23 protein-coding genes are annotated in these 25,783 nt (G+C 69.6%); 14 read left to right on the top strand and 9 right to left on the bottom strand.

What is annotated here, in order from left to right; all coding sequences use genetic code 11:
* Window positions 1-161 precede the first annotated feature (161 nt).
* Both cobS and cobU read right to left on the bottom strand, forming a co-directional pair.
* The gene (cobS, locus tag BW730_RS17430) at window positions 162-950 is read right to left on the bottom strand and encodes an adenosylcobinamide-GDP ribazoletransferase (RefSeq protein WP_158522722.1); all 789 of its coding nucleotides are present in this window, start codon (window positions 948-950) and stop codon (window positions 162-164) included.
* Window positions 947-1,588: a bifunctional adenosylcobinamide kinase/adenosylcobinamide-phosphate guanylyltransferase gene (gene cobU / locus BW730_RS17425; protein ID WP_226996889.1), complete on the bottom strand. Its 642-nt coding sequence runs from the start codon at window positions 1,586-1,588 to the stop codon at window positions 947-949. Before cobU ends, cobS begins: the two co-directional genes overlap by 4 nt.
* Before the next feature lie 45 nt (window positions 1,589-1,633).
* On the opposite strand from cobU, the gene BW730_RS17420 reads away from it, so the two are divergent.
* From BW730_RS17420 to serB, 3 genes are all read left to right on the top strand, one after another.
* Window positions 1,634-2,632, top strand: a complete 999-nt coding sequence (locus BW730_RS17420) for a class I SAM-dependent methyltransferase (RefSeq protein WP_077687382.1) — start codon at window positions 1,634-1,636, stop codon at window positions 2,630-2,632.
* Window positions 2,633-2,710: 78 nt separating this feature from the next.
* Complete coding sequence (locus BW730_RS17415) at window positions 2,711-4,198, top strand: S1C family serine protease (RefSeq protein ID WP_145952954.1); 1,488 nt, start codon at window positions 2,711-2,713, stop codon at window positions 4,196-4,198.
* Between the two features lie 144 nt (window positions 4,199-4,342).
* Entirely contained in the window at window positions 4,343-5,203 is an 861-nt protein-coding gene (gene serB, locus BW730_RS17410) for a phosphoserine phosphatase SerB (protein ID WP_226996888.1), read from the top strand.
* Between the two features lie 16 nt (window positions 5,204-5,219).
* Here serB and BW730_RS17405 read toward each other — a convergent pair whose 3' ends face one another.
* Entirely contained in the window at window positions 5,220-5,546 is a 327-nt protein-coding gene (locus BW730_RS17405) for a hypothetical protein (RefSeq protein ID WP_077687381.1), read from the bottom strand.
* A gap of 122 nt (window positions 5,547-5,668) precedes the next feature.
* Between BW730_RS17405 and BW730_RS17400 the strand changes: the two genes are divergently transcribed.
* The gene (locus tag BW730_RS17400; RefSeq protein ID WP_145952651.1) at window positions 5,669-6,979 is read left to right on the top strand and encodes an ISL3 family transposase; all 1,311 of its coding nucleotides are present in this window, start codon (window positions 5,669-5,671) and stop codon (window positions 6,977-6,979) included.
* Here the strand turns inward: BW730_RS17400 and BW730_RS17395 are convergent.
* Both BW730_RS17395 and BW730_RS17390 read right to left on the bottom strand, forming a co-directional pair.
* Window positions 6,948-7,184: a hypothetical protein gene (locus BW730_RS17395; RefSeq protein WP_077687380.1), complete on the bottom strand. Its 237-nt coding sequence runs from the start codon at window positions 7,182-7,184 to the stop codon at window positions 6,948-6,950. The two genes, BW730_RS17400 and BW730_RS17395, sit on opposite strands and share 32 nt — an antisense overlap.
* Window positions 7,185-7,263: 79 nt before the next feature.
* Window positions 7,264-7,875 carry a histidine phosphatase family protein gene (locus BW730_RS17390; protein WP_077687379.1) on the bottom strand — a complete coding sequence of 204 codons (612 nt, stop codon included), beginning with the start codon at window positions 7,873-7,875 and terminating at the stop codon, window positions 7,264-7,266.
* Between the two features lie 161 nt (window positions 7,876-8,036).
* On the opposite strand from BW730_RS17390, the gene BW730_RS17385 reads away from it, so the two are divergent.
* Both BW730_RS17385 and BW730_RS17380 read left to right on the top strand, forming a co-directional pair.
* Window positions 8,037-9,551 (top strand): acetyl-CoA hydrolase/transferase family protein, encoded by a 1,515-nt coding sequence (locus BW730_RS17385; protein ID WP_077687378.1) that lies wholly within the window; start codon window positions 8,037-8,039, stop codon window positions 9,549-9,551.
* Between the two features lie 154 nt (window positions 9,552-9,705).
* A complete protein-coding gene (locus BW730_RS17380) occupies window positions 9,706-10,299 on the top strand; it encodes a MarC family protein (protein WP_077687377.1) in 594 nt (197 codons plus the stop codon).
* Here BW730_RS17380 and lhgO read toward each other — a convergent pair.
* Genes lhgO through rfbB form a run of 3 tightly spaced genes read right to left on the bottom strand, consistent with a single transcriptional unit; the run spans window position 10,296 to window position 13,872 of the window.
* A complete protein-coding gene (gene lhgO, locus BW730_RS17375; RefSeq protein ID WP_077687376.1) occupies window positions 10,296-11,489 on the bottom strand; it encodes an L-2-hydroxyglutarate oxidase in 1,194 nt (397 codons plus the stop codon). The two genes, BW730_RS17380 and lhgO, sit on opposite strands and share 4 nt — an antisense overlap.
* Window positions 11,486-12,877, bottom strand: a complete 1,392-nt coding sequence (locus BW730_RS17370; protein WP_077687375.1) for a sugar nucleotide-binding protein — start codon at window positions 12,875-12,877, stop codon at window positions 11,486-11,488. The genes lhgO and BW730_RS17370 overlap by 4 nt, the downstream gene beginning before the upstream one ends.
* A complete protein-coding gene (gene rfbB / locus BW730_RS17365) occupies window positions 12,877-13,872 on the bottom strand; it encodes a dTDP-glucose 4,6-dehydratase (RefSeq protein WP_077687374.1) in 996 nt (331 codons plus the stop codon). The genes BW730_RS17370 and rfbB overlap by 1 nt, the downstream gene beginning before the upstream one ends.
* Before the next feature lie 55 nt (window positions 13,873-13,927).
* Between rfbB and rfbA the strand changes: the two genes are divergently transcribed.
* The 8 genes from rfbA to BW730_RS17325 all read left to right on the top strand — a co-directional run bounded on the left by rfbA (window position 13,928) and on the right by BW730_RS17325 (window position 24,628).
* The gene (gene rfbA, locus BW730_RS17360; protein WP_077687373.1) at window positions 13,928-14,791 is read left to right on the top strand and encodes a glucose-1-phosphate thymidylyltransferase RfbA; all 864 of its coding nucleotides are present in this window, start codon (window positions 13,928-13,930) and stop codon (window positions 14,789-14,791) included.
* A 149-nt stretch (window positions 14,792-14,940) separates the two neighbouring features.
* Window positions 14,941-17,778 carry an FAD-binding and (Fe-S)-binding domain-containing protein gene (locus BW730_RS17355; protein ID WP_077687372.1) on the top strand — a complete coding sequence of 946 codons (2,838 nt, stop codon included), beginning with the start codon at window positions 14,941-14,943 and terminating at the stop codon, window positions 17,776-17,778.
* 342 nt (window positions 17,779-18,120) lie between these two features.
* The gene (locus BW730_RS17350; RefSeq protein ID WP_077687371.1) at window positions 18,121-19,419 is read left to right on the top strand and encodes an extracellular solute-binding protein; all 1,299 of its coding nucleotides are present in this window, start codon (window positions 18,121-18,123) and stop codon (window positions 19,417-19,419) included.
* A gap of 49 nt (window positions 19,420-19,468) precedes the next feature.
* Complete coding sequence (locus BW730_RS17345; protein WP_077687370.1) at window positions 19,469-20,347, top strand: carbohydrate ABC transporter permease; 879 nt, start codon at window positions 19,469-19,471, stop codon at window positions 20,345-20,347.
* A complete protein-coding gene (locus BW730_RS17340; RefSeq protein WP_077687369.1) occupies window positions 20,334-21,176 on the top strand; it encodes a carbohydrate ABC transporter permease in 843 nt (280 codons plus the stop codon). The genes BW730_RS17345 and BW730_RS17340 overlap by 14 nt, the downstream gene beginning before the upstream one ends.
* Window positions 21,177-21,184: 8 nt before the next feature.
* Window positions 21,185-22,603: a glycoside hydrolase family 5 protein gene (locus BW730_RS17335; protein WP_077687368.1), complete on the top strand. Its 1,419-nt coding sequence runs from the start codon at window positions 21,185-21,187 to the stop codon at window positions 22,601-22,603.
* 20 nt (window positions 22,604-22,623) lie between these two features.
* A complete protein-coding gene (locus BW730_RS17330) occupies window positions 22,624-23,811 on the top strand; it encodes an ROK family protein (RefSeq protein WP_226996887.1) in 1,188 nt (395 codons plus the stop codon).
* Window positions 23,812-23,857: 46 nt separating this feature from the next.
* Window positions 23,858-24,628 carry a carbon-nitrogen hydrolase family protein gene (locus BW730_RS17325; protein ID WP_077687366.1) on the top strand — a complete coding sequence of 257 codons (771 nt, stop codon included), beginning with the start codon at window positions 23,858-23,860 and terminating at the stop codon, window positions 24,626-24,628.
* Here BW730_RS17325 and BW730_RS17320 read toward each other — a convergent pair.
* Window positions 24,618-25,772, bottom strand: a complete 1,155-nt coding sequence (locus BW730_RS17320) for a pyridoxal phosphate-dependent aminotransferase (RefSeq protein WP_077687365.1) — start codon at window positions 25,770-25,772, stop codon at window positions 24,618-24,620. The two genes, BW730_RS17325 and BW730_RS17320, sit on opposite strands and share 11 nt — an antisense overlap.
* Window positions 25,773-25,783 lie beyond the last annotated feature (11 nt).

Genomic DNA, 25,783 nt, shown 5'->3' with positions numbered 1-25,783 from the left:
AACACGGGCGCAGGCACCCTGCTCAGGGAACGAACACGGGCGCAAGCGCCCTGCTCGGGGCACGCGCACGGTCGCGGACCCTTCGACACGGGCGCAGGCGCCCTGCTCAGGGAACGGCCACGGGGCAGGCGCCTGCTCAGGGACCCGCTCGACGCGGCGACTCACATGGACGCGAGCAGCGGCTGAAGCGATGAAACCGACAGCGCGGCGGCGACCAGGAATGCGGCCTGGCTGACCTCGATCAGCGAGCCGAAGGTGTCGCCCGTCCAGCCGCCGAGCCTGCGGCGCAGGTGGCGTGCCCACAGCCAGGCGACCACGGCCGCGACCGCCCCGGCCAGGGGAAAGGCGATCGTGCTGGCCAGGCCACCCGTGAGCCAGCCGAGCAACGCCACGACCACCGCGACCGCCGCCACGTTCACCAGAGCCGCGCCACGGCCGGTCACCCCGACGAACAGCGCTCCGAAGCCCCGCTCGCGCGCGCCGATCGTCGACACGCTCGCCACCATGACGGCGGCCCTCGAGACCATCACCGCGCACGCAAGCACAGCGGCCCCGGTCCAGTCCCAGGGGATCGTCAGGAGCGCGGCGAAGTCGGCGAGCAGCACGAACACCAGCGTCACGACCCCCATCGGGCCGATGTCGGAGCGGCGCATGATCTCGAGCGCCTCGGCCGCCGGCTTGCGCGACCCCAGTCCGTCGGCCGTGTCCGCCACGCCGTCCAGGTGCAGCGCGCCCGTCACGCCTGCGAGCAGCGCGAGCGCAGCGACGACCCCGACCAGCGGGGAGCCGAGCGCCCCGGCGCCGACGAGCAGCAACCCGGCCGCCCCGCCGAGCAGAAGTCCGAGCCACGGGAACGCCGCCATCGCGCGACGCGCGGCGCTCCGGTCGACCTCGAACGGCCTGACCGGGATGACGGTGAACAGCCCGATCGCCGTCAGCAGCGACCTCACGACAGCCTCTGGGGGATCCCGGCGGTGCAGAGCCACACCTCGTCGACGGCGGCCGCGACCCGCGCGTTGAGCCGCCCGAGTTCGTCGCGGTAGAGCCGCCCCGAGGCCGTCGCGGGCACCACGCCGGAGCCGACCTCGTTGCTGACGAGGATCACGTCGCGCCTGGTAGAGCCGACGGCGTCGACAAGCCCGGCGACCGCCGTCTCGACGGCGTCGCGCCAGCCCGGCGCGTCGTCCCAGGCCCCTGCCGACATCAGGATCCGGTCGAGCCAGACGGCAAGGCAGTCGATCAGCACCGGCGCCGGATCGTCGGAGGCAAGCACCGCGGGCAGGTCGACGGTCTCGGTGGTGCGCCACGACGCCGGGCGTCGGGCTCTGTGCAGCGCGACCCGCTCGACCCACTCGGGGTCGTCGGCCCGGGACTCGGAGGTCGCGACGTACTCCACGTCGGCCGCGCCGTCGAACTGCCGCTCGGCCCACGACGACTTGCCGGATCGCGCGCCGCCAAGCACCAACGCCGTCCCCGGCCCGTGGCTCATGGTGGTGACCGAGCCCCGCTCGGCCAGGGCGAGCAGCAGCGACCGTGCCGCCTCGTCGGCCGCATCGATCCGGACCATGAACTCCAGGGGGTGCTCCACGGGCTCAAACCTACCGATCTCCGGGCATCTCCTAGGATCGGGGCCATGCGCGACGTTGTTGATGACCTGATCTGGGACGAGGCCCCCGACCATGCCGAGGCGGTGGCCATCCTCGATGCCCCCGCACTGGTGCCCGATGCCCTGACGCTGACACCCGATGTGCGGGTCTTCTGCGACGACTGGCGCGACGCGGCGCAGGTCGATCCCGACCTGCTCGTCGAGCATCCCTCGGACCTCGCGGGCGTTGACCTCGCGCTCGCCCGGCTCCCGAAGTCGCTCGCGGCACTGGACGAGCAGGCGGCGTCGGTGCAGGGCGCCCCAGACGTCACATTCGTCGGCGGCGCGCGGGTCAAGCACATGAACCTGACCATGAACGAGGTGCTCGGCAAACACTTCGCCGCCGTCTCGGCATCGCTCGGCCGCTCCAAGTCGCGCGTGCTGCGCGCGTGGGGGCCGGAGTCGATGGAGACGGACTGGCCGAAGGTCCGCTTCCACGACGACCTCGGCTTCGCCGTCGCCGCCCACGGGGCCACCTTCGGCGGGATAAAGATCGACCCCGGCACCCGACTCCTGCTGACGGCACTCGACGGCAAGGGCCGGACCCCCGGTCTGGAGGCAGACGACGCCCTCGACTGGGGCTGCGGCAACGGGACCATCTCGATGTGGCTGGCCAGGCGAGGCGTCCGGGTCCAGGCGCGCGACGTGAGTTGGTCGGCCATCGCGGGCACCGGGATCGCGGCCGAGGTCAACAAGGTGAGCGTCGACGCGACCTGGGGAGCCGGGCTCGACGGCTACGCCGACGCGAGCGTCGACGCGATCGTCACCAATCCCCCGTTCCACCAAGGGGTCGCTAAGGACACCTCGGACACCCTCGAGATGTTTGACGAGGCGGCAAGGGTCCTGCGCCCCGGCGGCCAGTTGTGGTGCGTCTTCAACTCCCATCTGCCCTACCGCAAGGAGCTCAACGCACGGCTCGGACGGACCCAGGTCGCGGCCCAGGACCCGCACTTCACGGTCACCGTGACGACGCTGCGAGAGGTCTAAGGAAAGCTTCAGCGGCCTCACAGGAACCTCATAGGTTCACCGGGTGTTCTGGTTTCAACGCAAACGAGGAGACCTGAGATGAACGAGCAGTACCCGCATCCGTGGAGCCGTGAGGGCACAGACCCCCGCCAGAGCGAGCCGCAGCAGGCCCAGCCCCAGGGTGCCGAGAGCCCGGCGGGGATGCCCGCCCAGAACGCCACGTCGGCAGGCCAGGGCGCGCCGTCCGCCCCCGCCTGGCCGCAGCCCGCCACCGGGCAGGCGGGAGCCCAGACGTATCCCGCTGGCCCGCAGCAGTCGGCGACACCGCAGCAGCCACGGCCGACGCAGCCTGGCCCCTTCACGACCTGGAACGCCGGCCCCGCGACCGCCTTCGGCACCCCGCAGGCCGCGCAGGCAACCACCGTCGCCCCCAAGGCCACCAAGGCGAAGGGCCGCTCCCGCGTCGCGGGCGTCCTCGCGGTCGCGCTGCTCGCGGCGGGCGTCGGCGGCGGCGCGGGCTTCGCCGCGGCACAACTCGGCGGCCAGCCGTCCGGCTCGGCCTCGGGCGCGACGACCTCGACCACCTCGGGCCAGGACGGGGTGCAGACCACCGTCGTGCAGGGCGATCCCACCAACCCCGACTGGGCGACCGTCGCCGCGGCCGCATCGCGCGCCGTCGTGGCGATCGACGTCACCACGTCCGCCGGCGAGGCTCAGGGCTCCGGTGTCGTGATCGACGCGGCAGGCCACATCGTGACGAACAACCACGTCGTCTCCGGCGCCTCCAACGGCTCCGTCACCGTGCTGCTCGGCAACATCTCCTACAAGGCGACGCTCGTCGGCACCGACCCGTCGACCGATCTGGCCGTCATCAAGCTGACCGACCCGCCCAAGGACCTCAACGTCATGCAGTTCGGCGACTCCACAGCGCTGAAGGTCGGCGACCCCGTGATGGCCATCGGCAACCCGCTCGGGTTGGCCGACACGGTCACCACCGGCATCGTCTCCGCCCTCAACCGCCCCGTCACCACCTCTGCGGTCACCGAGCAGCAGCAGGCCGGGCCCCAGTTGACGCGTCAGACCTCGTCCGACGTCGTCGTCACCGCGGCCATCCAGACCAACGCGGCCATCAACCCGGGCAACTCGGGCGGCGCGCTGGTCGACACCTCCGGCAAGCTGATCGGCATCACCTCTTCCATCGCGTCGCTGTCCAGCGGCCAGGACCAGGCGGGCAACATCGGCATCGGCTTCGCGATCGGTTCGGACCAGGTCAAGTACGTGGCCGAGCAGCTCATCGCCACCGGCACCGCCCAGCATCCCCAGCTCGGCATCACCGCGGGCGACGTCCGCGACACCGGCCAGATGGGCGCGGTCGTCGGCCAGGTCGGCGACGGGTCACCCGCCGCCAAGGCGGGCCTGCGAACCGGCGACCTGGTCACCGCCGTCAACGGCGATCCAGTCTCGGGCAGCGAGTCGCTGGTCGCCCTGGTGCGCGCCGGCCGAGTCGGCGAGCCCATGACGCTGACTGTGGTGCGCGACGGCTCTGAGGAGAGCATCGAGGTCACCCCGATCGCCGCGGGCGCCTGAGTCACACCCGGGTGCGGCCCGTCTGGGCGACCCACAGATCTCAGTGTCGGACTGATCCACCCCGGCATTGATCCGGCGACCCGCCGCCGTCCACTTCTCCCGGACGGCGGCGGGTCGGCGTCTGCGGGCAACTAGCCTGTCCGCATGGACATCCGTGTGAGCTTCGCAGCAGCAGGCCCCATCCCCGAGTCGCTCGTGGCGATGGTGCCACCCACCGCAGAGGTGAGCGCCGAGGAGACCAACTACGGCCAGCGGATCACCCTTTTCACCTCGCACCCCGACCCGGACCTGCTCCGCACCGCGCTGCGTGCGGTCGCCGGCGACGTCGCGGTCGGCGTCATCACCGGGCCGCTGGTGCGGGAGAACGCCCGCCTCGTGCTGATGGACGTCGACTCGACGCTCACCACCACCGAGGCCATCGACCTGCTCGCCGAGCACGCGGGCGTCGGGCCGGTGGTCGCCGAGATCACCGAACGCGCGATGCGCGGCGAACTCGACTTCGGCCAGTCCCTCACGGAACGCGTCGGCACGCTGAAGGGCCTGCCAGCAGGCATCTTCGACGCGGTGGGCGCGGCCATGACGCTCTCCCCCGGCGCCGTCGAACTGATCGCGGCCGCCAAGGCTACGGGCGCGCTGGTCGGGGTCACCTCCGGTGGCTTCATCCAGCTCGTCGAGCCGCTCGCCACGAAGCTCGGCCTCGATTTCTGCAACGCCAACGAGTTGGAGACCGAACTGGTCGACGACACGGTGCAGCTCACCGGCCGCGTCGTCGGGCAGGTCGTCGACCGGGATCAGAAGGCGCGCGACCTGCTGCGGTTCGCGCACGATCACGGCGTAGACCCGGCCCTGACCGTCGCGATCGGCGACGGCGCCAACGACCTCGGCATGTTCGACGCGGCGGGGCTGTCGGTCGCCTACCGGGCCAAGCCCGTGACGGCAGCGGCCGCCGATGTCGCCGTCAACTTCCCGCGCCTTGACGCGGCGACGGCCTTCGCGTTCGCCTGATCAGTCCCGACCGGCCTCAGCGGCCGGCCTTCGACTCGACGATGCCAAACGCCTCCGGGTTGATGGCGGCACGCGGCACCACGCTGACCGCGGATCCGGTGTAGCGCAGCAGCAGCGCCGCCTCGCCGAGCGAGACCTCGCGGACCCTGGCCCAGGCCAGCGACTGCGGGGGCGCGTCGCCCAACCTCAGCACGATCTCCGTCTCGTTGATCACCGTGCCGAAGATCGTGCCGGGCGGAAGTTGCGCCCGCAGCCCCTTGGTCGCGACCGATCGGGTCGATCGCCAGGTCATCAGCGGAGTCAGGACGCCCCAGATGAGCAGCCCGGCCAGGGGAGGGAACACCGGGTTAAGGGGCTCTTCCCAATTGAGGGTGTAGGTAGGGGTTCCGGCGTGGCGGCTGGATAGAGGGGTCGAGGCCTCCCGAAGATGGAAGTTCCTAAGCTGTCCATCTGGAAGACCTCGACGTGTTCAACGCTACCTTCACCGCGCCTGATCTGACGACCTTCTGCCGCCTCGACGAGCTCGGGTTGGAGGTGACTGGCCAACACGTGACCGCGCGCCGGGCGGTGCTGGAGTGCCGCGTCACGGATGCTGATGACTGGTGCCACAACTGTGGCGGGCGCGGTTTGGTGCGTGACACGGTAATCCGAGGCCTGGCTCACGAGCCCTTCGGTTGGAGACCCACTGTGCTGCGGGTGCGGCTGCGCAGGTACCGGTGTGTCGAATGCGGTCATGTGTGGCGCCAGAGCATGGACCGGGCCGCTGAACCGAGGGCTCGGCTGTCGCGGCGTGGGGTGCGGTGGGCGCTCGAAGCTATCGTGTGTCAGCACCTCACCGTGGCGAGGGTCGCCGAAGGGCTGGCGGTGGCGTGGGACACCGCCAACGATGCGATCATCGCCGAGGGTCGTCGGGTGTTGATCGATGATCCGTCCCGGTTCGACCAGGTCACCGTGCTCGGGGTCGATGAGCATTGCTGGCGTCACACCCGTGCCGGGGACAAGTTCGTCACCGTGATCATCGACCTGACCCCGGTAGCGGCTGGGACTGGCCCGGCACGGCTGCTCGACATGGTCGAGGGCCGCTCGAAACAGGTGTTCAAACGCTGGCTCGCTGCCCGTCCAGCCGCCTGGCGGGCCGGCGTGGAAGTCGTGGCGATGGACGGGTTCACCGGCTTCAAAACCGCCGCCGCCGAGGAACTCCCCGACGCAGCTGCGGTGATGGACCCGTTCCACGTCGTGCGCCTGGCCGGGGAGGCTGTCGACAAATGCCGCCAACGCGTCCAACAAGCCACCATGGGGCATCGAGGCCGCCGCGGGGACCCGCTCTATCAAGCCCGCCGCACCCTACTCACCGGCGCCGATCTACTCACCGACAAACAAGTCACACGGCTCGAAGACCTGTTCGGCGACCAGAACCACGTCGAGGTCGAAGCCACGTGGGGCATCTACCAGCGCCTCGTCCAGGCCTACCGCTGCAAAGACCGCACACTCGGCCGCCACCTCATGGCCAGCGTGATCGATGCGATCGCCACCGGCGTCCCCGCTGAGCTGACTGAACTGGTCCGCCTGGGTCACACCCTGAAACGCCGCGCGATCGATGTGTTGAACTTCTTCGACCGGCCCGGCACCAGCAATGGTCCCACAGAAGCCCTCAACGGCCGCCTCGAACACCTCCGCGGCTCCGCTCTCGGGTTCCGCAACCTGACCCACTACATCGCCCGCTGCCTCCTCGAAGCCGGCGGATTCAGACCCCGCCTACACCCTCAAATCGGATGAGCCGGTTAAGGAACGAGGCGCCAGCGACGAGCCAGTAGTTGAGCAGGCCGATGCCCGCGGCAAGGACGATCCCGTTGATGATCAGCCAGTTGCGGCGCAGCATCAGGAACCTGAAGGCCTCGCGCCCCATCGCCGTGAGCATCTCCTCGGTGACCACGGCCTCCCCTTCGAGCCCGACCGGCCCCCGCTTGTCCCATGTCCCCACGTCAGGCCTCCTCCGACGCCCATCATTGTGGCGGGAGGCGGGTTCACCGCCGCTTCACGAACCGGGCGGCGGCGTCGGCCTAGAGGTCTCCCACGTTCCAGGCGACCAGGGCGGGCGACTCCTTCTCGTAGCCGAGGACGCTGACCCGGCCGGTGTAGAGCGGGAAGTGGGCGGCCTGCCAGACGGGCAGACCCAGCCACACCATCGCGAGCGAGCGCAGCGCGTGGCCGTGCCCGAACGCGAGCACCTTCGCCACCCCGGAGGTCCTTGCCCGCTCCACGACGCGCGTCAGGCGCTCCTCCACCTCTTCGACGTCCTCGCCGGGCGCGAAGTCGCCCTGGCGGTCGAGCCTGGGCGCGCCGTGCGTCCAGATCCGCCAGTCCGGGATCATCTCGCGGATCTGGACCGACGTCAGCCCCTCGCCCTTGCCGTAGGACCATTCGACCAGGTCGTCGTCGATGACCGGGTCGGGGAAGCCCGCCAGGCGGGCCGTCTCGGTCGCACGGAGCCGCGGGCTGGAGAGCACAAGACCGAAGTCGTGGCCGCTGAGCAGTTCGCCGACCTGGCGCGCGCCACTCTCCCCTGCTGGCAGCAGCGGCAGGTCGGTGACGGAGGTGTGCCTGCCTGCCTCGGACCATTCGGTGGCGCCGTGCCTGACCAGCCAGAGTTGCGTGCGTTCGTCGATGGGCATGTGGTCAATCTACGGCCGATGAGGACCTCCATCGGCTGTTTCGGCTGACCCCCTTGTCACGGGAGCACATAGGCCGTCCGACTGAAAGCCAGGGGCCTGTTTTTGAGCGTGCGCTTCCCGGTAGGGTGTGGCACAGCACCGTAATTCTTCAAGGAGGACAGATGTCAGGTCGCATCCGTAGCGAGGCGTTCAAGAGCAAGGTGATGTCGGCGCACGACGCGGCCGAGCTGGTCAAGAATGGCTGGAACATCGGCTTCTCGGGCTTCACCGGCTCGGGCTACCCCAAGGCTTTCCCGGAGGCGCTGGCGGCCGTGATCGATGCCGCGCACCACCAGGGTGAAGAGTTCAAGATCGGCGTGTGGACGGGTGCCTCGACGGCGCCCGAGCTTGATGGTGCACTTGCTCGCACCGGCGGCATCTCGTACCGCGCGCCGTACCAGTCCGATCCGGAGATGCGCACGGCCATCAACAACGGCACGTCGTACTACCAGGACATCCACCTCTCGCACATGGGCCCACAGGTCTCGCAGGGCTTCCTGGGCAAGCTGAACCTGGCCGTCATCGAGGCCACGGCCATCAACGAGGACGGCGACATCATCCCCTCGTCTTCGGTGGGCATGAACCGCACCTACCTCGAGCACGCCGACGCCATCATCATCGAGGTCAACTCGTGGCAGTCCGAGGGGCTGTACGGGATGCACGACATCTACGCCCCCGCCGGCTTCCTCCCGCCGAACCGCGTCCCGCTGCCCATCCAGCACCCCGGCGACCGCATCGGCGAGAAGGTCATGAAGGTCGACGTCGACAAGGTGATCGCGATCATCGAGACCGACTCCCCCGACCGGAACACGCCGTTCAAGCTGCTCGACGACGACTCCCGCGCCATCGCGAACAACCTGCTCGACTTCCTCGGCAACGAGGTGAAGCAGGGTCGCCTGCCGAAGAATCTCCTTCCGCTGCAGTCGGGCGTCGGCAACATCGCCAACGCGGTGCTGGCGGGCCTGCTCGAGGGGCCGTTCGAGAAGCTGACGTCCTACACCGAGGTGATCCAGGACGGCATGGTCGACCTGCTCGACTCCGGCAAGCTGACCGTGGCCTCCGCGACGGCATTCTCCCTCAGCCCGAAGGCCGCTGAGCGGATGAACGACAACGCTGCGCACTACTCCAAGAAGATCGTGCTCCGCCCGCAGGACGTCTCGAACCACCCCGAGGCGATCCGCCGGATGGGCGTCATCGCATGCAACGGCATGATCGAGGCCGACATCTACGGCAACGTGAACTCCACGCACGTGATGGGTTCGCGGATGCAGAACGGCATCGGCGGCTCGGGTGACTTCACCCGCAACGGCTGGATCTCCTCGTTCGTGACCCCCTCGACCGCCAAGGGCGGCGCGATCTCCTGCATCGTCCCGATGGTCAACCACGTCGACCACACCGAGCACGACGTCCAGGTCATCATCACGGAGCAGGGCCTCGCGGACCTGCGCGGCATGGCGCCGCGTCAGCGGGCCAAGCTGATCATCGACAACTGCGCGCACCCGGACTTCAAGGAGCCGCTGCGCGAGTACGTGAAGCTGGCCGAGAAGAAGGCCAACGGCATGCACACGCCGCACGACCTCGCCACCGCGCTCGGCTGGCACGTCCGCTTCCTCGAGACGGGCACCATGGTCCAGTGAGCCACGGCTGACGAGACGGGGTCCGCGCTTCGGCGCGGGCCCCGTTTCGCGTGTCCAGCGCTTGCCCCTACCTCGGGCGTGACCCACGGACGGCGACGCAATAGAGTGGGACGGCCCGGTCACGGGCCAGACCCACGAGAGGGGGCACCACCAGATGACGGTGATGATTTCGGCCGCCATGACGTTCCTGCTTGTCATGGACCCGCTCGGAAACGTGCCGCTGTTCCTGACGAGCCTGCGCAACACCAAGGTGGAGCGCCGTCAGTGGGTCATCCTGCGCGAGTGCCTCATCGCGCTGGTCATCATGGTGTCGTTCCTGTTCATGGGCCGGGCGCTGTTGAACCTGCTGCACATCGAGGAGGCGGCGCTCAAGGCCGCGGGCGGGGTCATCCTGCTGCTCATCGCGATCCGGATGGTGTTCCCCACCCCGGAGAAGAACCTGTCCGAGCCCGTCACGCACGACGAGCCGTTCATCGTCCCCCTCGCGGTGCCATACGTCGCTGGCCCGTCCCTGCTTGCGGTCATCGTGGTGTTCGTCAGCCAGGATCAGGGCAACTGGCCCTGGTACCTGGGCGGCCTGGTCATCTCCTGGCTGATCACGACGGTGACGCTGTACTTCTCCGGCTTCCTGCAGCGGGTCGTCGGCACCCGCGCCCTCGTCGCCGTCGAGCGGCTGATGGGCATGATCCTCGTGCTCCTTGCGGTCCAGATGATGTTCGACGGCACCAAGGCCTTCTTCGTCGGCTAGCCTGCGTCGACCTGCGCGCAGATCGCCTCCGCGATCGGTCGCGCCGACGTTGCCGCGGGCGACGGCGCGTTGACGACGTGGACCTGGCGCGGGGTCGACCGGAACATGAAGTCCTCGACCATCGAGCCGTCCTCGAGAACCGCCTGCGCCCGGATTCCCGCCTCGTGCGGCAGCAGGTCGGCGAGCCTCAGTTCGGGGCAGTACCGCCGGATCCTCGCAAGGTAGCCCGGCTTCACCGCTGAGTTCCACAGCTCGCCCAGACCGGTGCGCAGCAGCCCGGGGACCATGCGTCGGAAGCCTCGGAAGCGGATCAGTTCGGCGACGTCCGACCTGTCGAGCGACCACTTGGGGTAGCCCTCGCGGGCAAGCCCTAGCACCGCGTTCGGTCCGACGGTGATCCCGCCGTCGATCGTGGGCGTCAGGTGCACCCCAAGAAACGGCATGCCAGGCTCGGGCACCGGGTAGATCAGCGATGACACGAGACCGGATCTCGCCTCGGGAAGCCGGTAGTACTCGCCCCGGAAGGGGACCATCGCGAATCCGTCGCCGACCCCTGCAAGGCGCGCGACCCGGTCCGCCTGGATGCCAGCGCACGCGACGAGGCGCCTCGCCCTGATCGGTGCCCCTGTCGCCACCTCGACCGTGACGCCCCGGTCGTCCTCGCCGATCCCGACGACCTCGGCGCCGAGCCTGATCTCCCCTCCGGCAGCCCGGAAGAGTCGGGCCATCGCGTCGACGACGGCCGGATAGCTGACGATGCCCGACTCGGCGACCAGAAGGGCGGCCAGCCCGCGCACGTGGGGCTCGCGACGGCGCAGTTCGGCGACGTCCAACCGCTCCGGTCGCAGCCCGTTCGTGACGGCGCGGCGCTCCAGTGCGGCGAGCCTGCCGAGTTCGGTTGGCCGGGTCGCGACGATCAGCTTTCCCGGCACCCGGAAGTCGATGCCCTGCTGGGCGGCGAACCGCTTCGTCCAGGCCGCTCCTGCCCGGCAGAGCCGCGCCTTGAGGCTGCCGGGCTGGTAGTAGACGCCCGCGTGGATGACCCCGCTGTTGTGGCCGCTCTGCTGCCCCGCGAGCGCGCCCTTCTCGACGAGCGTCACGCTGACGCCTGGGTTCCGCTCCAGGTAGGTCATGGCGGTGGCCACGCCGACGATCCCGCCGCCGACCACGACGACGTCGGCATCGATCATTGACGGCCGGTCAGGAGGTCGACCAGGCGCTCGTCTGCGTCCCTCGGCCGGAATCCCGTCGCCTCGAGTCGATCAAGGCTGAGGGCGGAGTTCCGCGGCCGGTCGGCGACGACCCGCCCTTCGGCCCACTCCTCGGACGTGATGCTCTGCACGTCCCCAGGATCGCGTCCCGACAGTTCGAAGACCCGACGGGCGATGTCGGCCCACGATCGGGTCGGCCCCGCGTTCGTCACGTTGTAGACACCAGAGCCGGCCCCGCCGCTCAGCAGGTGCACGATCGCTGCGGCAAGGTCGTCCGCGAAACTCAGCCGCCCGAACTGGTCGTCGACGACTCTCGGCGACGCACCGCGGTCGGCCAGCGCGGCCATCGTCGCGACGAAGCTGCGCCCCGTCCCCACCAGCCAGGTCGTCCGGACGATCAGGTGCTCCGGCAGCGTCGCGACCAGCGCGTCGGAGGCCGCCTTCGAGGCCCCGTACGTGCTGAGCGGGCTGGCCGCCTCGTACTCGTCATGGACCGGCGCCGTCCCGTCGAACACGTAGTCCGACGAGACCTGCACGAACCGGATCCGATGCCTGCGTGCCTGGTCAACCAGCCTGGCGACCGCGTTGACGTTGACCGACCAGCAGGCCTTCGCCCCCTCCTGGGTCTCCGCGCCGTCGACTTCGGTGAAGGCGGCCGCGTTGATGATTGTGCCGACCTGGGACCAGTCGTAGGCCGCCACCGACTCGGCCGACGTGAGGTCGAGGCGCGTGCGGTCGGGGGCGACCGCGTCCGGGAGCAGCGCGACGAGTTCGCGTCCGAGTTGGCCGCTGCCACCGAGGATGACTGTCGCGCGTGGTGCCATCGGCGTGACGTCAGCCAGCGCGGGGTGCGCGCGGTCCGCGTCGGAGATCTCGGCCTCGGCAAGCGGGATGGGCCAGTCGATCGCGAGGCTCGGGTCGGCCAGGTTCACGTAGGTGTACAAGGCGAGCGCCTCGGCGCTCCAGTGTTCGTTGACGAGGTAGCTGTAGAGGGTTCCCTCCTCCAACGCCTGGTACCCGTTGGCCACGCCCCGCGGCACGAACACGGCACCCTCGGGCCCCATCTCCCGGGTCGCGACGGTGCCGAACCCAGGGCCGGGTCTGAGGTCGACCCAGACACCGAAGATCCGTCCAGCCGCCAGCGAGACCAACTTGTCCCACGGCTCGGCGTGCATCCCGCGGGTGGTCCCGGCGGCGGCGTTGAACGCGATGTTGTGCTGCACGGGGCCGAAGTCCGGCAGCCCGAGGGCCGTCATCTTCGCGCGCTGCCAGTTCTCCTTGAACCACCCGCGGGCGTCCTCCCGCACGGGAAGGTCGAGGAAGAGCAACCCGGGAATCCCGCTCTCGCGGGAGACCAGTTCCGACATCACTGTCCCGTCTTCGCGTATCGATTCTCGGTCGCGGCCTTCATGGGGCGCCACCACGCCTCGTTGGCGACGTACCAGTCGATCGCGGCCGCGAGCCCGGACGGGAAGTCGGGGTAGCGGGGCGCCCACCCGAGTTCCTCCCGCAACCGGCTGGCGTCGATGGCGTAGCGGAGGTCGTGTCCCGGGCGATCGGAGACCAGGTCGTAGGCCGAGGGTTCCTGCCCCATCAGGGTCAGGATCTGCTCGACGACGGCCCGGTTGCTCTGCTCGCCGTCTGCACCGATCAGGTAGGTCTCCCCGATGGTTCCTCGGTCGATGATCGCAAGCACGGCCTCGTTGTGGTCCTCGACGTGGATCCAGTCGCGGACGTTCGCTCCGGTTCCGTACAGCCGCGGCCGGACACCGTCGATCACGTTCGTGATCTGTCTGGGGATGAACTTCTCGACGTGCTGGTACGGCCCGTAGTTGTTGGAGCAGTTGCTGATCGTCGCACGGACCCCGAAGCTGCGCACCCAGGCCCTGACCAGCAGGTCGGAGCCCGCCTTCGTCGCCGAGTACGGGCTCGACGGGTTGTAGGGCGTGCGCTCCGTGAACTTCGCGGGGTCGTCGAGTTCCAGGTCGCCGTAGACCTCGTCTGTCGAGATGTGGTGATAGCGGTGGTCGTGCCTGCGGACCGCCTCGAGCAGTGTGTAGGTGCCGACCAGGTTGGTCTGCACGAACGGCGACGGGTCGTTGAGCGAGTTGTCGTTGTGGCTCTCGGCGGCGAAGTGCACCGTGACGTCGTGGGCCGCGACGAGCGCGTCGACAAGGCCCGCGTCGCACACCGAACCTTCGACGACGGTGCAGCGCTCGGCAGGCAGCCCGTCGAGCGATCCCCGGTTACCGGCGTACGTGAACGCGTCGAGCACCGTGACGTGGTGGGCCGCATCCTTGAGTGCGGTCCGGACAAAGTTGCTGCCGATGAAGCCGGCGCCCCCCGTGACCAAGAGCCTCATGCGTGGATTCTATTTGGCGGCCTGCCCCGCGGGGCGGTCCGTGCGAGAATCAGGGATGCGAGGCATCATTCTGGCCGGGGGCGCTGGAACCCGGTTGCATCCCATCACGTTGGGCACCAGCAAGCAGTTGGTGCCCGTCTACGACAAGCCCATGATCTACTACCCATTGGCGACGCTGATCTTCGCGGGGATCTCCGAGGTGCTCGTCATCAACACCCCGCACGAACAGCCCGACTTCCGGCGCCTGCTCGGCGACGGGTCGCAGTTCGGCATCTCCATCAGTTACGCAGTCCAACCCGAGCCGAACGGCCTGGCGATGGCCTTCGTGATCGGCGCCGAGTTCCTGGCGGGCGGCCCGGCCTGCCTGGTGCTGGGCGACAACATCTTCCACGGACCCGGCCTCGGCACCCAGTTGCAGGAGCACCGCGACCCGGACGGCGCCGTCATCTTCGGGTATCAGGTCGCCGACCCGAAGGCATACGGCGTGGTCGAACTGGACGAGAAGCGGCGCCCCGTCTCGATCGAGGAGAAGCCGGCGCAGCCGCGCTCCGACCTTGCGGTGCCCGGACTCTACTTCTACGGCGCCGACGTGGTGGAGGTGGCGAGAGGTCTCGAGCCATCGGCCCGCGGCGAGTACGAGATCACCGACGTCAACAGGCACTACCTGGAGACGGGTCGGCTGAGTGTCTCCATCCTGCCGCGCGGCACCGCGTGGCTCGACACGGGGACGTTCGACTCACTGAACGACGCCAACAACTTCGTCCGCGCCGTCCAGGCTCGGCAAGGCCTCCTCGTGGGCTCGCCTGAAGAGGCGGCCTGGCGGCTCGGCTTCCTCTCGGACGATGCCCTCGCGGCCCGCGCCGCAGAACTGTCGAAGTCGGGATACGGCCGCTACCTCTCCGCGCTGCTGACCCAGTAGGGCCGCGCGTGAGTCGCGCGTGACAGGCGCGCCTGCCTCGGCGCCGACTCGCGCGGCCTTCCGGAGACCCGCCATCTCCGGGAAAGGCCAAATGCTACGCTTGCTTGGTCAGACCAAATCACAACGGCAGTGAATGGGGCACAGAACCAATGTCGGTCACCACCTCGCGGGCTCTCCTCGACACCTCGAACCAGGCAGGCGTGCAGGCGCTGCGGGCCGCCCTCGGCGCCGACGCCGTCAGCACGCGCGAACTCGACCGGGTCGCGCTTGCCATCGACGCATCGCACTACATCAACACCCCCGATGCGATCATGCGCGCCGGGAACGCCGCCGACGTCGCCACCGCGATGACCGTCGCCCGCCAGGTCGGCTGGCCGCTGACGTTCCGCGCGGGCGGTTCGAGCCTCTCCGGGCAGGCCCTGTCGATGGGGCTGACCGTCGACGTGCGCCGTCACTTCCGCGACATCGAGGTCCTCGACGGCGGCGAGCGGGTCCGCGTGCAGCCGGGTGCCACCATCCGCCAGGTCAACGGGGCGCTTGTCACCTACAAGCGCAAACTCGGGCCCGACCCGGCGTCCGAGATCGCCTGCACCATCGGCGGCATGGTCGCCAACAACTCCTCCGGCATGACCTGCGGCACCGAGAAGAACACCTACCGCACCATCGAGTCGATGACCGTCGTGCTCCCGTCCGGAACCGTGATCGACACGGGCGCCGTCGACGCGGACGACGAACTGCGCCGCCGCGAGCCTGCCCTTGTCGAGGTGCTGGAGCGGGTCCGAGACGAACTGCGTCGCCCCGACGTCGCGGCCGACCTGCAGCGCCGCTACGCGATCAAGAACACCATGGGCTACGGCCTCAACTCGTTCCTCGACCACGACCGCCCCGTCAAGATCCTCGAGCACCTGATGATCGGCTCCGAGGGGACGCTCGGCTTCGTCGCCGAGGCGGTCTTCCGCACCGTCAAGGTGCCCGCCCGCACGGCAACAGGGCTGCTGCTGTTCGAATCCCTCGACGCCGCGACCACCGCCCTGCCGCACCTGGTCTACTCCGGCGCCGACGTCGTCGAACTGATCGACGCCGCGTCCATCCGGGCGATGGGCGACGACGCCCGCGACGTGCTGCCCGCCGGCTTCCAGGCCACCAACCAGGCCTCGCTGCTCGTCGAGTACCAGGCAGACGACGACGAGGGGATCGCCGAGCGGATCGCCACCGGCAACGCCACCTTCGCCGACCTCGGCGGCCTCGAGTCCAGCCCCGAGATGACCCAGGACGCCAAGCGGCGCGACCAGATGTGGGTGATGCGCAAGGGCCTCTACACCAAGGTCGCACGGAACCGCCCCAAGGGCACCGCGGCGCTGCTGGAGGACGTGGCCGTCCCCATGGAGTCGCTCGGAGAGGTGTGTGCCGACCTGCAGGTGCTCTTCGACCGGCACGACTACGCCGACGCCGTCATCTTCGGCCACGCAAAGGACGGCAACATCCACTTCCTCGTCACCGAGGACTTCGCGGGCCCCGAGTCAATGAAGCGCTACGAGGACTTCACGGAGGACATGGTCCAACTCGTGCTCGACAAGCAGGGCACGCTGAAGGCCGAGCACGGCACCGGCCGGATCATGGCGCCGTTCGTGCGCCGCCAGTACGGCGACGACCTGTACCAGGCGATGTGGGACGTCAAGCTGGCCTGCGACCCTGAGCAGATCCTCAACCCGGGATCCGTCCTAACGGAGGACCCGGAACTGCACCTGAAGAACATCAAGTCGACCTCGCCGGTGCGCGAGGTGATCGACGACTGCGTCGAGTGCGGCTACTGCGAGCCCGTCTGCCCCAGCCAGCACCTGACGACGACGCCGCGTCAGCGCATCGTCATCCAACGCGCGATCCAGGAGGCGTCGGCGACGGGCAACCAGGCGCTGGCGGACACGCTGTTCAAGCAGGAGACCTACGACGTCGTGCAGACCTGTGCGGTCGACGGGATGTGCTCAACTGCCTGCCCGGTGCAGATCAACACCGGCGACCTGATCCGCGACCTGCGCAAAGAGCGCCAGTCGGGCGCGCTGGACGCAGGCTGGGACGTCGCGGCTAAACACTGGGCGGGCGTCCTGAGGGTCGCCTCGACTGGCATGACGGTGGTCGACCACGTGCCCACTCCGCTGGTGCGCGGCGCGCTCGGGGTGGCGCGCGCGGTCGCGGGCACCGACGTCGTGCCGACGCTCTCGAAGGAACTGCCCGGCGGCGGGCCGATCCGCGACGCGGTCGCGGCCCACGACCCCGAGGCGATCTTCATGCCCGCCTGCGTCGGGTCGATGTTCGGCTCCGACCACGCCTGCGGCACCGGGGTCGCCGGGGCGGTCCGCGCGCTCGCCGCGGCCGCCGGGTTGCGGCTTCGGACCCCCGACGGCATCCGCGAACTGTGCTGCGGCACCCCGTGGAAGTCGAAGGGCCTCGCCAAGGGCTACCAGACGATGAGCGGGAAGCTCGCCTCCTGGGTGGTCGACGCGACCGACAACGGCAGGCTGCCGCTGGTGTGCGACAACGTCTCGTGCACCGAGGGCGTCGTCGTGGCGCTGAAGAACCAGGGCATCACGAACATCCCAGTGGTGGACGCGACGCAGTGGGTCGCCGAGCAGGTCGCCCCGAGGCTGCCCGCCGTCGAGAAGGCGCACCGGGCGGTGCTGCACCCGACGTGCTCGTCGACGCTGATGGGCGTCAACGACCACCTGACATTCCTGGCCGGGTTGGTCGCCGACGAGGTCGTCGTCCCGCAGGGCTGGCGCTGCTGCGCCTTCGCGGGCGACCGGGGCCTGCTGCACGAAGAGTTGACGGCGACCGCCACGCAGGACGAGGCGCGCCACGCCAAGGAACTCGACGCGGACCTGTACCTGTCGCTGAACCGCACCTGCGAGTTGGGCATGACCCGGGCAACGGGCAAGACCTACACGCACGTCCTGGAGGAACTCGCGGCCCGCGTCGCCGCCACCATCTAGCTACGTCGACCTCCTGGTCCGCAGTTCAACGACTCACGACTACTGCTCAAGCCGCCGCCACGCCGAGCGCGCCGCCTTGAGCAGTAGTCGTCACTCGTTTCCCATCTGAACGTTCAAAGTCGACCTGACCTGCGACGAGTAGCGAATGCTGCTCAACGCCCACCCCGCCCCGCGCCCAGACGCCGGAAGGTGCCACTTGCGCAACTTACCTTCGATACTTATTCTTAGTGCAAGACGAAGGTGCGAGGATGTACCGAGTCGCACAGCTTCACAGGCCTCATCCGCCACCCGACGCCCCGGCACCGACGCCGCAGCGCGGGACCCCTTTCGAGAGGAACACCCATGAAACCCCCACGTTGGCTGGCGCTGAGCGCCATCGCCCTGGTCAGCGTCCAGCTCGCTGCCTGCTCGCCGTCAGCGACCTCGACCCCCACCGACAAGCCCTCGACCCCCGCCACCGACGGCGGCGGCAGCAGCGAGCCCGCGAAGCCGGGCGGCAACCTGACCGTCTGGGTGATGGGCGACAGCTCCGCGCACTTCGACCAACTCGTCGACGGATTCGAGAAGGAGACCGGGGCGACCGTCGAGACCGTCGCGATCCCGTGGGACGCGGTCGACCAGAAGTTCACCACCGCGGTCGCCTCCGGTGACGGCCCCGACCTGATCCAGATCGGCCTGTCGAAGCTGCGCACCTACGCCGACAGCGGCGCCCTCATGACCCTCGACGAGGCGACGGTCGCCGATTACCCGAACCTCGCGGCGAGCAACTTCATCGACGGCGTCGCGGGCGACGCGACCGCCGTCGAGGGCAAGGTCGTCTCGATGCCGTGGGTCTCCGACACCCGCGTGCTCTTCTACCGCACCGACATCCTGGAGGCCGCTGGCATCAAGGAACCGCCTGCCACCTGGGATCAGCTCCGCGCCGACGCGAAGACCCTCGCGGCCCGCGGCGACGGCCAATACGGCTACTACATCCCGCAGTGGGACAGCGCCCTCCCCGTCGCCATGACGTGGAGCCAGGGCGGCGACATCGTCGCTGACGACGGCACCATCAACTTCGACACCCCGGCCTTCGCGAAGGCCGTCGACGTCTACACCGGCCTCTACGCAGACAAGTCGGTGCCCACCAACGGCGACTTCGACCAGACGCAGGGTTTCATCTCCGGAGCGGCCCCGATGCTCGTCTCCGGCCCCTACCTGGCGGCCTCCATCAAGGACGCCGCCCCTGAGCTCGACGGCAAGTGGAACGTCACCACCATCCCGGCGGGCACCCAGGCGACCTCGCTGCTGGCCGGCTCCAACCTGGGCGTCTGGGGAGGCACCGACAACAAGGACGGCGCGCTCGCGCTGCTGAACTATCTGTCGGCCCCCGAGACGCAGGTGCAGTGGTTCGAGATCGACGGCCAACTTCCGACCGCCAAGGGCGCCCTCGAGGACGCCAAGCTGACGGCCGACCCGCTGGTGGCCGTGTACTCCAAGCAGTTGCAGGACGCCCGGTTGCTTCCCCTGGTGCCGAACTGGGACGGAGAGACGGGCAAGGCGATGCTCGACTCGCTCAACGCCATCGTGCTGACCGGCGCCGACCGCGACTCGACGTTGAAGGCCCTCTTCGACGCGACCGCCGGGACCCCGGCCCGCTGACGGAGCCGCCCGGGCGCGGTCCCCGCCGCGCCCGGGCACACCACCAACCATGAAGCCTCGCCTCGTCCCGTACCTGTTCATCGGACCCGCCCTACTGCTGCTGGTGACGTTCGGGGTCCTCCCCATCGCCGTCGCCCTGATCGTCAGTTTCACCGACATGAACCTGGCGGGCCTCGGCGACTGGTCCCGCATCCAGTTCATCGGCACCGACAACTACACCAAGCTCTTCGCCGACAGGGCGTTCTGGGGAGCCCTCAGCAACACCGGCCTGTTCGCGGCGATCGGCGTGCCGAGCGTCGTGATCGCGTCGCTGCTGATCGCCATCGGCCTGAACCGCTCGCAGGGCCGCTTCTTCCGCGCGCTGCGCTCGTTCTACTTCGTGCCTGCCATCACAGCGATCGTGGCGATCTCGCTGGTGTGGGGCTACCTGTTCAACGCGCAGTTCGGCCTGTTCAACTACCTGCTTTCCCTTGTCCATCTCCCGCCGGTGGCGTGGCTGTCCGACCCGCTGATCGTGAAGTTCTCGGTCGTCTGGGTGGCGGTGTGGCGCGGCCTCGGCCTCAACGTCATCATCTTCCTCGCCGCGCTGCAGGGGGTCCCGAAGGAGTACCTGGAGGCGGCCGCCATCGACGGCGCGTCCGAGTGGCGGCGCATCGTGTCCATCGAGATCCCGCTGCTGCGGTTCGCGATCTTCTTCGTCACCATCACCACCGTCATCGCATGGCTGCAGTTCTTCGACGAGCCATTCGTGCTGACCAAGGGCGGCCCGCTTGGCGCGTCGACGTCGATCTCGCTGTTCCTGTACCAGAAGGGCTTCTCGGCGAGCCAGTTCGGCTACGCGAGCGCCGGGTCGGTGGTCCTGTTCGTCATCATCGCCGCGATCACCTTGTTCCAACTGCGCCTGAGGAGGGCAGATGCCGACTACTGAGCCAGGGAGGCGCCGCCGCCCACGCGCCTCGACGGTCATCGTCGGCGCGCTGCTGACCGTCGGCGCGCTCGTGACGGCGTTCCCGTTCCTGTGGATGCTGTTCGCGTCGGTGAAGCCGCGCGGCGAGTCCGTCGCGTACCCGCCGCACCTGATCCCAAGCGAGCCGACGTTCGAGTTCTTCGCGCAACTGTTCAACGAGTTGGACTTCGGCCGCTATCTGGTCAACACCCTCGCGATCGTGGCGATCTGCATGCTCGGGCTGCTGCTGATGGCGGCGGCAGGCTACGGCTTCGCCAAGTTCACCTTCCCCGGCCGCGACGCGCTGTTCTTCCTGGTGCTCGCGACCATGATGATCCCCGGCCAGGTGACGATGATCCCCAGTTTCCTGATCATCAACGGGCTCAACCTGACCAACACCCTGATCGGCATCTCGCTTCCGATGCTGGTCTCCGGCTTCGCCGTGTTCCTGTTCCGCCAGTTCATGGCCACCATCCCCACCGAGGTGCTGGAGGCTGCCCGGATGGACGGGGCGGGCGAGTGGCGGATCTTCTTCTCGATCGTGCTGCCCATGTCGGGCCCGATCCTCGCGGTGCAGGTCGTCCTGACGTTCATCGCGGGCTGGAACAGCTTCCTGTGGCCGCTGATCATCGCCAACGACCAGAAGCTCTACACCCTCTCGGTCGGCGTCTCGCTGCTGAACCAGCAGATCGCCACCAACCCGTCCCTGCAGATGGCCGCCTCCACGCTGATGGTGGTGCCCATCCTGATCGTCTTCGTGGTGTTCCAGCGCTACGTCGTCCAGGGCTTTACCCTCTCCGGATTGAAGTGAGGAAACCCATGTCAACGCTCCACCGCACCGGCGTCGTCCGCGCCGAAGGGACCAGCCTTGTCGATGACGACGGCCCGCTGCTGCTGCGCGGCGTCGGGCTCGGGAACTGGCTGCTCCCCGAGGGGTACATGTGGCGCTTCGGCGACGAGCAGTCCTCGCCTCGCCAGATCGAGGCGCGCATCAGCGCCCTGGTCGGGCCTGAGCGGGCGGCCGAGTTCTGGCGGCGGTTCCGCACCGACTTCGTCGCCGAGGCCGACTTCGCCCTCATCGCGGCGATGGGCTTCGACCACGTCCGCCTCCCCATCAACAGCAGGGTCGTGATCGACGACGACGGCGCGCTCCTCCCCGAAGGCCTGGCCCTGATCGACCGCGCGGTCGACACGGCCGAGCGGCACGGGCTGCGCACCCTTCTCGACCTGCACGGGGCCCCCGGCGGGCAGACGGGCACCAACATCGACGACTCCCCCAACGGCCGCCCTGAGCTGTTCACCTCGCCCCACTACCGGGCGTTGACGGCGCGCCTCTGGCGGGAACTTGCGGCCAGGTACCGCGACCGCGACTCGGTGCTCGGCTACGACCTGCTGAACGAGCCGCTGCCCAACCAGTGGCAGCACGACCTGGCCGACGAACTAGTCGAGGTCTACCGGGAGCTGACGGCGGCCGTCCGCGAGGTCGACGACCGGCACCTCATCATGTACGAGGGCTCCCACTGGGCCACCAACGTCGCCCCGCTGCGGCGCCGCTTCGACGACAACCAGGCGTTGCAGTTCCACCGCTACTGGTGCGCCCCCGACGAGACGAGCATCGGCGACTTCCTGGCCCTGCGCGACGAGGTCGGCTCCCCGATCTACATGGGAGAGGGCGGAGAGAACACCCCCGGCTGGCTCTACGCCGCGACCCGGCTCTACGAGCGTCACGACATCGGCTGGAACCTGTGGCCCTGGAAGAAGCTCGACACCGTCACCTCGCCGCTCTCGGTGCCCCGGCCCGACGGCTGGGAACTGATCGCCGACCCGGTCGCGCACCCCTCCCCCGATCCCGACGCGGCGTGGGCAGTGCTCGGCGCCTTCCTGGACGCCGTCCCTGCCGACCGCTGCGAGCGGCGCGACGACGTCGTCAACGCCGTGTTCGCGAGGCCTGGGGTGCGGCTGCCGTCGTGGGCCGGCCTGGTCGACGAGGCCCCGGCGTCGGGGCTGATCGGCGCGCAGGACAGCCTGTGGCATCACGCGCACGGCGAGCCGTACGGCCCTGACGAACAGCCCGCGCTGATGCTGCCCGCCGGGAACGAACTGACCTTCGACCTGACAGAGGCCCCCGCGTCCTGGGACGTCGAGGCCGACCGCGGCGTCGGCGTCGGCTTCGACGGGACCCACCTCCGCATCACCGCCGAGAGCGATACCGGGGTGGGGTGGGTAGCCACCGCATGACTTCCAGGTACCGTCACACCATGAGCACCGTGGACCCGCGAGCCGCGCAGACCACCGCGTCGGTGCGGCAGCGCAACCGCACCGTCGCGCTGCAGTACATCCTGCGGGAGCGTGAGACGACACGGGCCGCCCTCTCCCGCGCGACGGGCCTCTCCAGCGCCGCCTCGGCGAGCATCGTCACGGAACTGATCAGCGACGGACTCGTCGCGGAGGTGGGCGCGATGGCGTCGCGCGGAGGGCGCCCGATCGCCGTCATCGGCCCCCGCGCAGAGGGCGGCTACGCGATCGGCGCCGACATCGGTGAGCGCGGCGTCGCCGTCGAACTGTTCGACCTGACGCTCACCATGGTCGACCGGGAGTTCCGCGGCGGAGGCAAGGAGGAGACCCCGGAGCGGATCTGGGCCGACCTCCGCGAGGCCATCGACGCGCTCCGCGAACGCAACGCGTCGATCTGGGACCGGCTCGTCGGGATCGGGCTCGGCCTTCCCGGGGTCGTCGAGGCAGACGAGAACGGCGTCCAGACGCTCTACGCCCAGTCCCTCGGCTGGGCCCCGCAGCCGATCCCCTCCGACTACGAGGTGCCCGTCTTCGCCGAGAACGGCGCGAAGATGCAGGCGCGGGCCGAACTGTGGTTCGGCGCGGCCCGCGGCATCGACCACGCCGTGGTCGCACTGATGGGACGCGGCGTCGGGCTCGGCGTGATCGCCGACGGCGAGATCTACCACGGGGGCTTCTCCAGCGCCACGGAGTGGGGGCACACGAAGGTCGCCTTCGGCGGTCGGCCGTGCCGGTGCGGCGACCGCGGCTGCGTCGAGGCCTATGTCGGGGCCGACGCGCTGCTCGAGTCGTGGCGGGCCGTCGGCGGCAGGTTCACGGGAAGCGGTTGGCAGGCGATCGGGGCGCTGCTCGACGACGCCGTCGCGGGCGGAACCGCGGCAGGGGTACTGGACGAGGCCATCGAGGCGCTCGGCGCCGCGCTCGGCAGCATCGTCAACCTCACCAACCCGCGGAGGGTGGTAGTCGGCGGCTGGGTCGGGTTGCGGCTGATGGAACGCCACGCCGGGCCGATCACCGCCGCGGTGCGCCGCAACTGCCTGCACCGCTCCGGGGAGCAGTTCGACCTGGTCCCGGCCACCTTCGGCGGCGACACCGTCGCGCTCGGTTCGGCCCTGGTGCCCATCGAGGTCCTGATCGGCCCGCCCCGCTGATCCGCATGCCCTTGCGGGGCCGCGCCCGATCGGTCATGGTGGGGCCATGCGCATCGCCGTGGCCCAGATCTCCGCAACGACCGATCCCCTCGCCAACCTCGACCTCGTCGAGGACAACGTCGTGAGGGCCGCGGCCGAGGGCGCCGATCTGGTGGTGTTTCCCGAGGCGACGATGTGCTCGTTCGCGCGTCCCGCCGCCGAGGTCGCGGAGCCGTTCGACGGGCCGTGGGCGGAGTCGGTGCGCGGCATCGCGGCGCGACACGGGGTGAGCGTCGCCGTCGGCATGTTCACGACGGCCGACTCGGGCCGGGTCCGCAACACGCTCCTGGTGGCAGGGCCGACGGAGGCCCGCTACGACAAGATCCATCTCTACGACGCGCTCGGGTACCGGGAGTCGCGCACGATCGCTCCCGGCGAGGAGTTGGCCACCGTCGAGATCGCGGGGGTCACCGTCGGGCTGGCGATCTGCTACGACATCCGCTTCCCTGCGCAGTTCCAGTCCCTGGCAAGGGAGGGCGCGAGCGTCATCCTCGTGTCGGCCGCCTGGGCGCCGGGGCCGCACAAGATCCACCAGTGGCGATCGCTGGCGACCGCCCGCGGGATGGACTCGACGGCCTTCGTCGTCGCGGTCGATCAGTCGGCCTCAGGCGACCCGGAGGTGCGGGCGCTGCCCACCGGCGTCGGGCACTCGATCGTGGTCGACCCGACCGGCAAGGTGCTGCTCGAACTCGGCACGGCTGACGAGTTGGCGGTGATCGACATCGACCCGGCGGAGGCGGAGGCGGCCCGCGAGTCGCTGCCGATCCTCATCCCCTGAGCCGGCGGACACCCTCGTCGAGGACCTCGTCACGTTTGCAGAACGCGAACCGGGCGACGTCGCGCCACGGCTCCTCGTGGTCGACGAAGGCCGTGACGGGGATCGCCGCGACCCCCTTGGCCGCGGGCAGGTCGCGGCACCAGCGCGCCGCGTCCTCGCCGTCGACCCGGGCGCACACGAAGTAGGTGCCCTCGCTGCGGAATGGCGCCAGCCCGGCCTCTGACAGCGCGGTGGTCAGCAGGTCGCGCTTGCGGCGCAGGTCGTCCTGGAGGTCGGCGACCCAGGCCCGCTCGTGACGCAGCGCGTGGGCGACGGCGGGTTGGAAGGGTCCGCCGCCGACGAAGGTGAGGAACTGCTTTGCCGCGAGGACGCCGTCGAGGAGTGGTTGGCTTGCGAGCGCCCACCCGATCTTCCAGCCGGTCACGTTGAAGGTCTTACCCGCGCTGGAGACGGTGACGGTGCGGCCCGCCATGCCGGGGAGGCCGGCGATGGGGAGATGCGGCGCGTCGAAGGTCAGGCGCTCGTAGACCTCGTCGGCGAGCACGATCAGGTCCCGCTCCACCGCCAGTTCGGCGATCGCGCCCAACTCGTCTGGGCCGAAGACGTGCCCTGTCGGGTTGTGGGGCGAATTGACGACGATCATGGCCGTCCGGTCCGTGACGGCGGCGCGGAGGGCGTCGACGTCGAGCACGAACCCGGCCGCGTCGCGCACCAGCGGCACGCTCACCCGTGTCGCACCGGCCAGCGCGACGGCGGCGGCATAGGAGTCGTAGTAGGGCTCGATCAGGATGACCTCGCTGCCCGGCTCGACCAGGCCGAGCATGGTGGCCGCGATCGCCTCGGTCGCACCGACGGTGACGAGGGTCTCGCTGAGGGGGCAGTACTCGAGGCCGTAGTTGGTGGCCCTGTCCTCGCAGATGGCGGCGCGCAGGTCGGCGAACCCTCGGGCAGGCGGGTACTGGTTGTTCCCCGTGGCGATCTGCTCCCGGGCGACCTCCAGCATCGCGGCGGGGCCGTCCCAGTCGGGAAAGCCTTGGCCGAGGTTGACGGCGTCATGGGACCGCGCCAACTCGGTGATCTCGGCGAAGATCGTCGCGCCGAAGGGCTGGAGCCGCGTCACCGCGGCCGTCGGGGCTGGCGTCATGGGTGCGAGTC

This window comes from Tessaracoccus aquimaris (assembly GCF_001997345.1).
Taxonomy (GTDB): domain Bacteria; phylum Actinomycetota; class Actinomycetes; order Propionibacteriales; family Propionibacteriaceae; genus Arachnia; species Arachnia aquimaris.
This window is presented reverse-complemented; position numbering and strand designations above follow the sequence as displayed.